The organism is Campylobacter lari subsp. lari, from assembly GCF_013372185.1.
GTDB classification, from domain to species: Bacteria; Campylobacterota; Campylobacteria; order Campylobacterales; family Campylobacteraceae; genus Campylobacter_D; species Campylobacter_D lari.
On record NZ_CP053830.1, the window covers coordinates 1 to 13827 of the forward strand.

The 13827-nt window shown below is 28.7% G+C and carries 13 protein-coding genes; 12 read left to right on the forward strand and 1 reads right to left on the reverse strand.

Annotated features, from left to right (window positions below; translation table 11 throughout):
* The 10 genes from dnaA to CLLT_RS00050 all read left to right on the forward strand — a co-directional run bounded on the left by dnaA (position 1) and on the right by CLLT_RS00050 (position 9878).
* Positions 1–1329 (forward strand): chromosomal replication initiator protein DnaA, encoded by a 1329-nt coding sequence (dnaA, locus tag CLLT_RS00005; RefSeq protein WP_012660755.1) that lies wholly within the window; start codon positions 1–3, stop codon positions 1327–1329.
* Positions 1330–1461: 132 nt separating this feature from the next.
* Positions 1462–2529, forward strand: a complete 1068-nt coding sequence (dnaN, locus tag CLLT_RS00010; RefSeq protein ID WP_012660756.1) for a DNA polymerase III subunit beta — start codon at positions 1462–1464, stop codon at positions 2527–2529.
* Positions 2530–2538: 9 nt separating this feature from the next.
* The gene (gene gyrB, locus CLLT_RS00015; RefSeq protein WP_012660757.1) at positions 2539–4857 is read left to right on the forward strand and encodes a DNA topoisomerase (ATP-hydrolyzing) subunit B; all 2319 of its coding nucleotides are present in this window, start codon (positions 2539–2541) and stop codon (positions 4855–4857) included.
* An 8-nt stretch (positions 4858–4865) separates the two neighbouring features.
* A complete protein-coding gene (locus CLLT_RS00020; protein ID WP_012660758.1) occupies positions 4866–5858 on the forward strand; it encodes an adenosine deaminase in 993 nt (330 codons plus the stop codon).
* Positions 5855–6856, forward strand: a complete 1002-nt coding sequence (locus CLLT_RS00025) for an HrgA protein (protein ID WP_070255805.1) — start codon at positions 5855–5857, stop codon at positions 6854–6856. Before CLLT_RS00020 ends, CLLT_RS00025 begins: the two co-directional genes overlap by 4 nt.
* Positions 6832–7215, forward strand: a complete 384-nt coding sequence (gene queF, locus CLLT_RS00030; RefSeq protein WP_012660760.1) for a preQ(1) synthase — start codon at positions 6832–6834, stop codon at positions 7213–7215. Before CLLT_RS00025 ends, queF begins: the two co-directional genes overlap by 25 nt.
* A 171-nt stretch (positions 7216–7386) precedes the next feature.
* Complete coding sequence (gene sorA, locus CLLT_RS00035) at positions 7387–8637, forward strand: sulfite:cytochrome c oxidoreductase molybdopterin oxidoreductase subunit (protein ID WP_074692278.1); 1251 nt, start codon at positions 7387–7389, stop codon at positions 8635–8637.
* A 2-nt stretch (positions 8638–8639) separates the two neighbouring features.
* Entirely contained in the window at positions 8640–8975 is a 336-nt protein-coding gene (sorB, locus tag CLLT_RS00040; RefSeq protein ID WP_012660762.1) for a sulfite:cytochrome c oxidoreductase monoheme cytochrome C subunit, read from the forward strand.
* 42 nt (positions 8976–9017) lie between these two features.
* A complete protein-coding gene (locus tag CLLT_RS00045; protein WP_115613967.1) occupies positions 9018–9659 on the forward strand; it encodes an outer membrane beta-barrel protein in 642 nt (213 codons plus the stop codon).
* A gap of 9 nt (positions 9660–9668) precedes the next feature.
* Positions 9669–9878, forward strand: a complete 210-nt coding sequence (locus tag CLLT_RS00050) for an alkylphosphonate utilization protein (protein ID WP_039617052.1) — start codon at positions 9669–9671, stop codon at positions 9876–9878.
* Positions 9879–9891: 13 nt separating this feature from the next.
* Here the strand turns inward: CLLT_RS00050 and thyX are convergent, their stop codons facing one another.
* Positions 9892–10524 carry an FAD-dependent thymidylate synthase gene (gene thyX, locus CLLT_RS00055; RefSeq protein ID WP_039617054.1) on the reverse strand — a complete coding sequence of 211 codons (633 nt, stop codon included), beginning with the start codon at positions 10522–10524 and terminating at the stop codon, positions 9892–9894.
* A 100-nt stretch (positions 10525–10624) separates the two neighbouring features.
* Here thyX and pyrG point away from each other — a divergent pair, with 100 nt between their 5' ends.
* Together pyrG and recJ are read left to right on the forward strand one after the other, a co-directional pair.
* Positions 10625–12262 (forward strand): CTP synthase, encoded by a 1638-nt coding sequence (gene pyrG / locus CLLT_RS00060; protein ID WP_039627637.1) that lies wholly within the window; start codon positions 10625–10627, stop codon positions 12260–12262.
* On the forward strand, positions 12252–13823 hold the full coding sequence (recJ, locus tag CLLT_RS00065) for a single-stranded-DNA-specific exonuclease RecJ (protein WP_074692275.1): 1572 nt from the start codon (positions 12252–12254) through the stop codon (positions 13821–13823). The genes pyrG and recJ overlap by 11 nt, the downstream gene beginning before the upstream one ends.
* The last annotated feature ends 4 nt before the right edge of the window (positions 13824–13827 follow it).

The following is a 13827-nucleotide window of genomic DNA, read 5'->3' on the forward strand; positions in this document are numbered from 1 at the left end:
ATGAATATAAAAGATTTTTTACTTGAGTTTAAAACTGAAATTAGCAATAACGAATACAATACTTACATTTCTCACTTACAATTTAGTGAAAAGTTAAGTAAAAATAATATCTTAGTATTTATAGCACCAAATCATTTTTTAGCTAAATTTATACAAACAAAATACGCACAAAAATTAGCTTATTTTTATGAAGTAAAAACAGGAATTAATCCTCAAGTTAAAATCATCACAAATAATCAAAAAATAGAGAAAAAACATTTTTCTACAGATATTTCACAAATTAAATTTCAAAGTACTATTTTAAATCCTTCTTTTACTTTTGAAAGCTTTGTTGTAGGAGATTCTAATCAATTTGCCTATGCAACTTGCAAAGCCATAACCGATAAAAGCAAACTTGGAAAATTATATAATCCTATCTTTATCTATGGCCCTACAGGACTTGGAAAAACTCACTTGCTTCAAGCTGTTGGAAATGTATGCTTAGATAATGGATATAAGGTTATTTATGCTACAAGTGATAATTTTATCAATGATTTTACCATGCATTTAAATAACAAAACCATGAGTAAATTCCATGAAAAATATAAAAATTGTGATGTTTTACTTATCGATGATGTGCAATTTTTAGGTAAGACTGATAAAATCCAAGAAGAATTTTTCTTCACTTTTAATGAAATCAAAGAAAAATTTGGACAAATCATCATGACAAGCGATAATCCCCCAAATATGCTAAAAGGCATAACAGAACGCTTAAAAAGTCGTTTTGCAAATGGAATTATCGCAGATATCACTCCACCTCAACTTGATACAAAAATCGCAATTATTAAGAAAAAATGCGAATTTAATGCTATTTATCTCAAACCTGAAGTCATAAGTTATATCGCTACTTCAATGGGAGATAATATCCGAGAAATCGAAGGTATGATCACTAACTTAAATGCTCAAGCAAGACTTTTTAATCAAGAAATTACTTTAGAAATCGTTAAAAGCTTTATGAAAGATCACATTAAAGAAACAAAAGAAAATATCAGTGTTGAAGATATACTTGCTGATGTTTCAAAAAGCTATAATCTTAAACCTAATGATATAAAATCAAATAAAAAAACACAAAATATCGTTATGGCAAGAAGGGTTGTGATATTTTTAGCAAGAGAGCTAACGACTATGTCTATGCCTCAACTTGCTAGATTTTTTAATATGAAAGATCACACCGCCATTTCACATAATATTAAAAAAATTCAAGAACTAATGAGTGAAAATGAAAACTTAAAAGCCATAGTAGAAGAATTAAGAAATAAAATTTTGACAAAAATAAAAAGCACCCTGTGAATAAAAGTGAAAAACAAAAAATTTTATTCTACAAGTAAAATTTCTATAAAAAAAGACTTTTAAAAAGCATTTCACATTTTCACATTGCCTATTATTATGATAAAATAAATTTAAAAAATAAAGGAAATAAAAATGAAAATTAGCGTAAATAAAAACACTCTTGAATCAGCTATAGTTTTAACAAATTCTTATGTTGATAAAAAAGACTCTAGTAATATAGCTTCACATTTACTTTTTGAAGTAGTTGATGATAAATTAATTATAAGAGCAAGCGATTATGAAATAGGAATTAATTATAAAATTAAAAAAATTAAAGTAGAAAATTCAGGATTTGCAACAGCTAATGCAAAAAGTATATTAGATATTATCAAAAGCTTAAATAATGAAGATGTTATTTTAGAAACTATAGAAAATTTCCTTTTTATTAGACAAAAAGGAACCAAATATAAACTTCCTATGTTTAATTATGAAGATTTTCCAAATTTCCCAAGCACTGAAGGAAAAGATAAATTTGATATTGACTCAAGTGATTTAAGTAGATCTTTGAAAAAAATCTTACCAGCAGTAGATACAAATAATCCAAAATATTCACTAAATGGTGCATTACTTGATATAAAAACAACACATATTAATTTTGTAGGAACAGATACAAAACGTTTAGCTGTTTTTACTTTAAATAAAACAAGTGAGAAAGAATTTAATCTTTGTATTCCTAAAAAAGCTATTTTAGAAATGCAAAAAATATTTTTTGAAAAAATAGAAATTTATTATGATGAAAATATGCTTATAGCAAAAAATGATAATTTTGAATTTTTTACAAAACTTATTAATGATAAATTCCCTGATTATGAAAGAGTTATCCCAAAAAATATCACAAAAGAATTTATTTTTAAAACTGAAGATTTTCAAGATGCATTGAAAAAAATCAATGTAATTACTGAAAAAATGAAATTAATTTTTCACAAAGATAAACTTGTGTTTGAAGGTATTAGCTTAGATAATATGGAAGCAAAAACTGAACTTGAAATGGAACTTAATGTAGATGAAGAATTTAATCTTTGCATAAAAAATAAATTCATTACAGACTTTTTAAATTCTATAGAAAGTGAAACATTTAAACTTAGTATAAATGAACCTCACATGGCATTTTTAGTTTCAAGTGAAGAATTACAAACTGTTATTATGCCAGTAATTTTATAAGGAATATAAATGCAAGAAAATCAAAATTATAATGCTGGAAATATAAAGGTTTTAAAAGGCTTAGAAGCTGTTAGAAAACGCCCAGGTATGTATATAGGAGATACAAACATAGGTGGGCTTCATCATATGATTTATGAAGTAGTTGATAATTCTATAGATGAAGCTATGGCAGGTTTTTGTGATACTATAAATGTAGAAATTACCACTGAGGGTTCTTGTATAGTTAGTGATAATGGTAGAGGAATTCCTGTTGGAATGCATCCTACTGAAAATATGCCTACTTTAACCGTTGTTTTAACCGTTTTACACGCAGGTGGTAAATTTGATAAAGATACTTATAAAGTTAGTGGTGGTTTACACGGGGTTGGTGTAAGTGTTGTTAATGCTTTATCAAAAAAATTAGTTGCTACAGTGCATAGAGATGGTGAAATTTATAGACAAGAATTTTCAGAAGGAAAAGTAACAAGTGATTTTGAAACCATAGGAACTAGTAAAAAAACAGGGACTATTATAGAATTTTGGCCAGATGATCAAATATTTGAAATAACTAATTTTGATTATGAAATTTTAGCAAAAAGATTTAGAGAACTTGCATATTTAAACCCAAAAATAACTATAAATTTTAAAGACAATCGCATAGGAAAAGCAGAAAGTTTTCATTTTGAAGGTGGTATAAGTCAATTTGTAACAGACTTAAATAAAAAACAAGCTTTAACTAAGGCTATATTTTTTAATGTAGATGAAGAAGATGTAAATGTAGAAGTTGCTTTACTTTACAATGATAGTTATAGTGAAAATTTACTTTCTTTTGTAAACAATATTAAAACTCCAGATGGTGGAACTCACGAAGCTGGTTTTAGAATGGGTCTTACAAGAGTAATAAGTAATTATATAGAAGCAAATGCTAGTGCTAGAGAAAAAGATTCTAAAATCACAGGTGAAGATGTAAGAGAAGGTTTGATAGCTGTTGTTAGTGTAAAAGTTCCTGAACCTCAATTTGAAGGACAAACCAAAGGAAAATTAGGCTCAAGCTATGTTCGTCCTATAGTTTCTAAGGCTTCTTTTGAATATTTAACAAAATATTTTGAAGAAAATCCTATAGAAGCAAAAGCTATAATGAATAAAGCTTTAATGGCTGCTCGTGGTAGAGAAGCTGCGAAAAAAGCAAGAGAATTAACAAGAAAAAAAGAAACTTCAAGTGTAGGAACTTTACCTGGAAAATTAGCTGATTGTCAAAGTAAAGATCCAAGTGAGAGCGAAATTTATTTAGTTGAGGGTGATAGTGCTGGAGGTTCAGCAAAACAAGGTAGAGAAAGAACTTTTCAAGCTATTTTACCTTTAAGAGGAAAAATACTTAATGTTGAAAAAGCAAGACTTGATAAAATTTTAAAAAGCGAACAAATTCAAAATATGATCACAGCTTTTGGTTGTGGAATAGGAGATGAATTTGATATAGAAAAATTAAGATATCATAAAATCATCATCATGACCGATGCTGATGTAGATGGTTCTCATATACAAACTTTGCTTTTAACATTTTTCTTCCGTTTTATGAATGAACTTGTAGCAAATGGACATATTTATCTAGCTCAACCACCTTTATACCGCTATAAAAAAGGACAAAAAAAAGAAATTTATTTAAAAGATGAAAAAGCTTTAAATGATTATCTAATAGAAACTGGTATAGAAAGTTCAAATTATGAAGGCATAGGCTTAAATGATTTAAAAGATTTTTTAAAAATAGTTGCTGCTTATAAAAATGTTTTAAAAGAATTAGAAAAAAGATTTAATGTAATTTCAGTGATTAGATATTTGATAGAAAATCCTGATTTTATTAAAGCTTCTAATGAAGAATTATTTAAAGTGGTAAAAGAATTTTTAGAAAAACAAAATCACAATATCTTAAATTCATATATCAATGAAAGTGAAATTCGTCTTTATGTGCAAACTGAAAATGGTTTAGAAGAGCTTATAATAAATGATGATTTATTTACAAATCCTTTATACGAAGAAGCAAATTATATTTATCAAAAAATTAAAGATAGGGATTTGAAATTTGATAAAGATATTTTAGAAATTTTAGATGATGTTGAAAAAAATGCTAAAAAAGGTGCTTATATACAGCGTTATAAAGGTCTTGGTGAAATGAATCCTGATCAACTTTGGGAAACTACTATGGATCCAAATAATCGTCGTTTATTAAAAATTACTATAGAAGATGCTCAAAGAGCTGATGAAACATTTAATCTTTTCATGGGAGATGATGTAGAACCACGCCGTGAATATATACAAGCACATGCTAAAGATGTTAAACATTTGGATGTTTGATTTTTAAAATGAAAACTTTTTTACAAAATATCCCAAAAGTAGAATTACACTTACACATTGAAGGCTCATTAGAGCCTAAAATGATGTTTGAATTAGCTAAAAGAAATAACATCACTTTAAAATATAAAAGTGAAGATGAGATTAAAAAAGCTTATGATTTTTCGAATTTGCAAGATTTTTTAGATATTTATTATCAAGGTGCAAATGTCTTACAAACCAAGCAAGATTTTTATGATCTAACCTTTGCTTATATGAAAAAGTGCAAAGAGCAAAATGTAGTTCATACTGAAATTTTCTTTGATCCTCAAACTCATACTGCTAGAAATATACCTTTAAAAGATGTTATAGAAGGAATTTGGCAAGCTTTGCAAAAAGCAAAAGAAGAATTTGGAATTTCAAGTTTTTTAATCGCTTGTATTTTAAGACATTTAAGTGAAGAAGAAGGCTTGAAAACTTTAGATGAACTTTGTTTATATAAAGATAAAATCAAAGCCATAGGACTTGATAGTTCTGAACTTAACAATCCTCCTTTTAAATTTAAAAATTTATTTCAAAAAGCTAAAGAAGAAGGCTTTTTGTTAGTTATGCATGCGGGTGAAGAAGGAAGTAGTGAGTATATCAAACAAGCTTTAGAGCTTGGTGTAAATAGAATTGATCATGGAGTAAGATGTCAAGAGGACTTAGAGCTTGTAAAACAATTAGCTAAAAGTCAAATTCCACTAACAATATGTCCTTTATCAAATATAAAATTAAAAGTTTTTCAAAATATGCAAGAACATAATATTTTAAAACTTTTAAAACAAAATCTCTGTGTTTGTGTAAATTCAGATGATCCTGCATATTTTGGTGGATATATCTTAGAAAATTTTATAGCCTTAGATGAAACTTTTAAGCTTAGTAAAGATGAGGTTAAAAAACTTTGTATTAATGCTGTAAATGCATCATTTTTAAATATAAATGAAAAAGAAAAGTTGGTAAAACAAATTAAGGCTTATAAATGAAATATAGTTTTTTGGATTTAATCAAAGAAGTTTTGAGTGAGTGTGAGTTTCCACTTAGTGGTAATGAAATTTGGAATTTAGCTTTAATCAAAGGTTATGATAAAAAATTGCAAAGTTATAAGGATGGAACTTTAACTAAAACTCCTATTCATAGCTTATTGGCAAAAGTTTATACAAATTTAAAAAAAGAAAATTCTATTTTTTTAATAGCATCAAAAAGTCCTACAAAATTTTGGTTAAAAGCTCGTGAGCATGAGTTAAATTCTAAAAAAATAGAAGACATACAAAAAAAAGAAGAAAAACAAAAAACAAAAAATCATTTTCATGAAAGAGATTTGCACCCTTTAGTTGTTAAATTTTTATACGATAATGCTAATTTTAACCTTTTTAGTAAAACTATTTTTCATGAAAAAAGCACTAGGGCAAAAAGTGGTGAAAATGAATGGATACATCCTGATATTGTCGGAGTGCATTTTCCGTTTAAGGATTATGAAAATGATTCTTTTGAACTTTTTAAGAATTTAAATCAAATTTCTTATAAACTTTATAGTTTTGAACTTAAAATTAGACTTGATTTTTCAAATTTAAGGCAATGTTATTTTCAAGCTGTGAGTAATTCTAGTTGGGCTAATGAAGGATATTTAATAGCATTAGAGTATGATGAAGAAATTTTAGATGAACTTTGGAGATTAAATAATGCTTTTGGTATAGGATTTATCAAACTTGATGTGAGTGATTTAAATTCTTCTCAAATTATTATTCCAGCGAAAGAAAAATTAAATTTAGATTTAAAAACTTTGGATTTGTTAGTATATAAAAATACAGATTTTAAAAATTTTATAGAAAATATAAACAAAGATATAAATGTAGGTGATTACAACCGTATAGGAATTTCATTTTATGATGAAATTTTAGAAGATGAAGAGATGGAAAAATATATAATAGATAAAAAAATCATAATAAAGGAAAAACAATGCGATACGGTGAAAAAGAGATAAAAGAATTTGATGTTGAAAATATGGAAGTTTGGCCAAATGATGCTAAAAATGATTATGTGATTAAAATAACTTTACCTGAGTTTATGTGTTGTTGTCCGCGTAGTGGGTATCCTGATTTTGCTACTATTTATCTTGAATATATACCAAATAAATTAGTAGTAGAGCTTAAAGCCATAAAACTTTATATCAATACTTTTATGTATAGAAATGTTTCACATGAAGCAAGTATTAATGAAATTTACAATACTTTAAAAGAAAAACTCGATCCAAAATGGATAAAAGTAGTAGGTGATTTTAATCCGCGTGGTAATGTGCATACTGTTATAGAATGTAGATCTGATTTAGTAGTGCCACAATGATTTTAAGATTGAATAAGTCTTAAAATCAATATTATATTAACTTTAAAAATACAAAAATTAAACCACTTTACTTTTAGAAACACTTCATTATAAATAAGACTATTTTTATATTATTTTGTGTAAAAATGTTTTAGAATTTTATTTGTAAAATTTATATTTGAAGGATAACATATGCAAGATTATTTAGAACAAAATTCTCAAGAAGACCGTAGAGGATTTTTAAAAAATTTAGGTATTACTCTTTTAGGAGCTAGTGCCTTAGCAAACGTTTCACTTGATAATTATTTTTTAGGAAGTAAAGTACTTGCTAAAGAATTGGACACATTTAAAATCGAAGGTAAAAAAGATGTGATTTATCATGGGGAAAGACCTATGACAGCTGAAACACAAATTTATGCTTTAGATTCTGATTTTACTAAACCTGAGAATTTCTTTGTAAGAAATAATGGTGTTCCACCAGAAATGAGTAAAATAAAAGAAAGAATGAAACAAGGTTGGACACTTGAAATTGGCGGAGAAAGTGTAAAAACTGCAAAAACATATACTCTAGATGAGCTAAAGAAAAAATTCAAACATTATACCTATGCATTGACTTTAGAATGCGGTGGTAATGGAAGAGGTGAAGTTATACCTAGTACTAAAGGGACTCAATGGGGTTATGGAGCTGTTGCTTGTGGTAGATGGACAGGAGTTAGACTAAAAGATATTTTAGAAGATTGTGGTGTAAAAGATGATGCTGTTTATATAGGATATTATGGAATTGATACTAAATTAAATGGCGAAGAATCTTCTCCTATTAGTAGAGGTGTGCCTATTAAAAAAGCTATGCAAGAAGAAACTTTAGTTGCTTGGGCATATGAGGGCAAAGATATACCTTGGATTAATGGTTATCCACTTCGTTTAGTATGTGGAGGATATCCTGCAAGTACAAGTGGCAAATGGCTTTCAAAAATTGTTGTAAGAAATAAAGTTCATGATGGTGAAAAAATGGATACTTCTTATAAAGTTCCAGTAAATCCTGTAAAACCAGGTGATTTTACAAGTAAAGGTGAAATGAAAATCATAGAATCTATGCCTGTAAAATCTATCATAACAAATATCAAAAACAACGATAAAGTAAAAGCAAATAAAAAATTTGAAGTTAGAGGGAAAGCTTGGGCAGGTGAGTTAGAAGTAAAAGAAGTTTATGTAAGTAATGATTATGGTGTAACTTGGACTAAAGCAAAAGTTGAAAAACCATTAAACCGTCTTGCATGGCAAAAATGGAGCACTCAAATTTCAATTCCATCAAAAGGATATTATGAAATTTGGGCTAGAGCGGTTGATAGTGAAGGAAATAGTCAGCCTATGGTTTTAGCTCAATGGAATCCAAATGGATATATAAACAATGCTTGTCATAGAGTAAATGTTTATGGAGTATAAAAATGTTTAAAAAAATTGCTTTAATTTTATGTATAGGATTAACTTTATCTTTTGCAGCAGAGCAACCTAAAGTAAATCCTGACACAGGTTTGATTATTGATTCAGATTCACCTTTAGTAGAGGCACATTGTCTTGCTTGTCATGGATCAGGTTTGATAACAAATATGCGTGCAAGTAAAGAAGCTTGGCTTGCTGCAATTAGATGGATGCAAGCTTCTGAAGGTTTATGGGAAATTCCAGCTAATGATGAGGAAAGAATTCTTAATTATCTTACAAAATATTACGGAGAAAAATACGACACAAGAAGAAGAATTCCTTTAGTTTTATTAGAAAAATAATCAAATATTTTGTATTATTATACAAATTAATGGAGGAAAACTATGAAATTAAAAATATTTTCTTTAGTTGTATGTGTTGCTTTAACTTCAAATTTAGCTTTAGCTGATGAAAATTCAGGTTTGCTTTTAGGTATTGATGCAGGATGGTTCCATACTAAGGTAAAATCTGATCTTGATAATACTAAAAATAATAAAAAATTTAATGGTGATTTAGAAGGTGATGTTCCTGTTTTTGGTTTAAAAATAGGTTATCGCTTGAGTGAAAATCATAGACTTTATGGTGCTTATAATTATTCAAGTGAATTTAGTGATGTAATCAATACCACAAGATTAAAAATTGATGGAGAATTTACTACACATAAGTTTTTACTTGGTTATGATTTTACTCCAAAAATCTTTGAAAAAACAAGAGCAGTTTTAGGTGTATATGGTGGTTATGCAAGAACGGATATGACTTTAAAAACAAGTATATTATCATTATCTCAAGACTTTGATGGTTATACGTATGGGGCAAAAATCGGTGCTTTATATGAGTTAAATCAAGCAAATGAAATTGAGTTTGGTTTTAAAGCTGAACAAACTCATTATGATACAAGAAATTTCAGCACTGCTAATTCATCAAACTTTTATGATCCTAAACAAACAAATTATGGTTTATATCTAGGATATACTTATAAATTTTAAGGAGAATATATGCCAAAAGATGCAAATGGAACCGAGCTTAATGCAGGTGATAGTGTAAGTGTTGTGAAAGATTTAAAGGTTAAAGGTGCAAGTACTACTTTAAAGCGTGGCACGACTATAAAAAATATTAAACTTACAAACAAAGACACTGAAATTGAAGCTAAAGTAGATAAATTTGGTGTGATTGTTTTAAAAACTGAATTTCTTAAAAAAATATAGTAAAAATTCCCAATCAATCTTGGGAATTTTCTTCTTGATAAACACAATGCTTAAAAATAAATTGATGTTCCTCAGGTAAGTTCTCAAATAAAGCATTTGCGAGTTGTCTTATCTCCCAAAGGGCTGATTTTGAGCTTCTTAGAGTAATAAAATTTTGCAAACTTCTTGCATTAATCGTTAAAGTTAATTCTGTTTTATAGCTTTCTGGTAAGCAGTATTTTGCTATGTCTAAACTAATACTATTTTGCAAAATCAAACGCAAATTTTCTAAAGCTTTGATACTTGCATTATCTACTACTTCATTTCCGGTTAATACCAAGTATCTTTTAGCATTTTCAAAGTCATTTTCTTTAAATTCACTTTCATTTCTTAGCTCTTTTAAAGTATATCTTGTGCTTTTTACACTAGGACTAGTATGGCGGTGTCTTGCGACTTCTTGCAAGCATGCTCTTGAAATACCTTGTATATAAAAAGTATAGTTTAAATGCTCTAAGGTTGAAGCATGTTTAAATTTATTTCCCACTCGATCGATTAATTCTTTATCTTTTTCGCCACCACAATCGCCTTTGTCAAAACTTTGCCAACATGTTCTTGTTGCATGAGAGCATACAGAAAGTGGAGTATGGTTTAATAATGTGATTTTCATCAAAAAATTCCTTCAAAAATAATTGAATTTTACACAAATGTTTATAAAAATAAAATTTTTTATTCGTTATAATTTCAAAAAAAGAAATTAAGGTTATTTTATGAAATTAAAACAAACTAAGTATATTTTTGTAACCGGTGGTGTTTTAAGCTCATTAGGAAAAGGTATAGCAGCAGCTTCTATAGCTACGATTTTAAAAAATTCAGGTTTAAAAGTAAGTATTTTAAAAGCAGATCCTTATATCAACGTAGATCCTGGTACTATGAGTCCTTTAGAGCATGGGGAAGTTTTTGTTACAGATGATGGAGCTGAGACAGATTTAGACTTAGGACATTATGAGAGATTTTTAAATGAGAGCTTATCTCAGGATAATAACTTCACAACAGGTAGAGTTTATCAAAGTGTTATAGAAAAAGAAAGAAGAGGAGATTACTTAGGAAAAACTATACAAGTAATCCCTCATATAGTTGATGAGATAAAAGATCGCATTAAAAAGGCCGGAGTTGATAAAGATATTTTAATCGTTGAAATAGGTGGAACAGTAGGAGATATAGAAGGCTTGCCATTTTTAGAAGCCATTAGAGCTTTAAAGCTTGAAGTGGGTAAATATAACGCTATTAATATTCACTTAACTTTAGTGCCATTTATTAAAGCAGCAGGAGAACTTAAAACAAAACCAACTCAACATAGTGTGGGAGAATTACGCCGTATAGGTATAAGCCCTGACATGATCATTTGCAGAAGTGAAAAATCTTTAGATAGAGAGTTAAAAGACAAAATCGCAATTTCATGCGGAGTTGAAAAAAACTGCGTTATAGAAAGTGTGGACGCAGCTAGTATTTATCAAATTCCACTAAATTTCTTAAAACAAGATATTTTAAACTCTATTGCAAGTTTATTAGATCTTCAAAATTTAAAGCCAAATATGAATGAATGGGATTCTTTAGTAAAAAGAGTCATCGCTCCAAGTAATGAACTTAGCATCGCTTTTGTAGGAAAATATGTAGATTTAAAAGAAAGTTATAAAAGCTTAACAGAGGCCATTATCCATGCAGGTGCAGCACTTGATGCGAAAGTAAATTTAAAATGGATTGATAGTGAAAAATTAGAAAATGCAAATGTCGAAGAAAGCTTTAAAGATGTAAGTGGGATTTTAGTAGCAGGTGGTTTTGGTTATCGTGGGGTAGAAGGAAAAATCAAAGCCATACAATATGCAAGAGAAAATAAAATTCCATTTTTAGGAATTTGTTTGGGTATGCAGCTTTCTTTAGTGGAATTTGCACGCAATGTTTTAAAACTTGAAGATGCAAATTCTCATGAGTTTAATCCAAATTGTAAAAATCCTATCATCTTTTTGATTGATGAATTTATTGATGCAAGTGGAGAAAAGCAAATTAGAACAAGTAAAACTCCACTTGGTGGAACTATGCGTCTTGGAGCTTATGAGTGTCATATCAAGCCAAATACACTTTTAAGTAAGGTTTATGATAATCAAAAAAGTGTAAAAGAACGCCACCGCCACCGCTATGAAGCTAATCCAAAATATAAAGAAATGTTTGAAAAAAATGGGCTTATTATAAGCGGGGAAAATGAAGGTTTAGTTGAGGCTGTGGAGCTTAAAGATCATCCATTTTTCTTAGCAGTGCAGTTTCACCCTGAATTTACTTCACGCTTAGTTAGAGTTAATCCGGCTATTTTTTCTTTTATCAAGGCATCTTTAACAAATCATGCTAAATAAAGCTAAAATAAAAGAAATTTTACACCAGCGTTTTATCAACGATACACATGTAAAGCTTTGTGATTTACCTATGCCATCTTGTTTAAAAGATGTCTATAAGGGTGCTTTGCGTATCAAAGAAGCGATTGAAAAAAATCAAAAACTTGCTATTGTTGGGGATTATGATGTAGATGGGGTGATTTCTTGTGTGATTTTATCTGAATTTTTTGATGATATCGGATATGATTATGTGGTAAAAATTCCAAATCGTTTTAAAGATGGATATGGTCTAAATGAAGAAATCATCAATGAACTTGATGGGGTAGATTTAATCATCACTGTAGATAATGGTATAGCAGCATTTGAAGCAGCAGAGCTTTGTTTGCAAAAAGGAATTGATTTAATCATTACCGATCACCATATGCCTCCAGCTACTTTACCAAAAGCTTATGCGATCATTAATCCTAAACAACAAGATTGTGATTTTCCTGATATTGAAATTTGTGGTGCTCAAGTGGCTTGGTATTTAGTCGCTGCGATAAAAGAAGTGTGTAAGATTAATTATAATATGTGTAAATTTATAGAACTTTTATCCATCGCAATTATCGCAGATATGATGGAGCTTAGAGATTTAAACAGAGCCTTAGTTAGAAAAGGTATAGAATGTATTAATGACTCTAAACGAGTGGCATTTAAAGCGATCAAGCAGTATTTTGGTAAGGATAAATTTGAACTTGATAATATCAGCTTTTTAATTGCACCTTTGATTAATAGTGCAGGTAGAATGGATGATGCAATTATTTCTTATAAATTTTTACATTCTAAAAATATCGATGAGGTTATGGGTTATTTAGAACAAATCATTACTTATAATAATAGCCGTAAAGATGAAGAACGAGAGCTTTTTAAGCAGTGTTTAGAACAAGTTGATGAAAATGATCCTGTGATTATTGTCAATGGGCAAAATTGGCATGAGGGTGTTTTGGGTATAGTTGCAAGTCGTTTGGCAAAGCATTTTAACAAACCTGCCTTTGTTTTTTCAGAATGTGAGCAAAAGGCTAAGGCTAGCGTTAGAAGTGTAGGTAGGATAGATATTTTAAATGTTATAGAACAAGCTAAAGAATTTGTTTTAAGCTATGGTGGGCATAAAGGTGCAGCTGGAGTTTTAGTAGAACTTGAAAAATTTGGTGTTTTTAAAAGTAAGCTTTATGAAATTTGTCAAAATATCCCTAAAGATGATTTTTACAATGCTGATGAGGTTTTGGGTAGTATTGATCCAAATGAAGTTGATTTTGAACTTTTAGAGATATTAGAATTTTTTGAGCCTTTTGGGCATAAAAATCCAAGGCCGTATTTTAAATTTGATAAGCTTTTTGTAAAAAATAAAAGAAAGCTAGGTAAAGATGAAAATCATATGAAGCTTATTTTAACTCAAGGAAATAAAACTTTAGAAGCTTTATTTTTTAATTTTGACTATGAGCCAGAGCTTGGAGAAAGCATTGATCTTATAGCTAGTGTTTCTAAAAATAATTTTAGAGGATTAATCACCCCGCAACTTACTATAAAAGAAATTCTTAGATAATTCA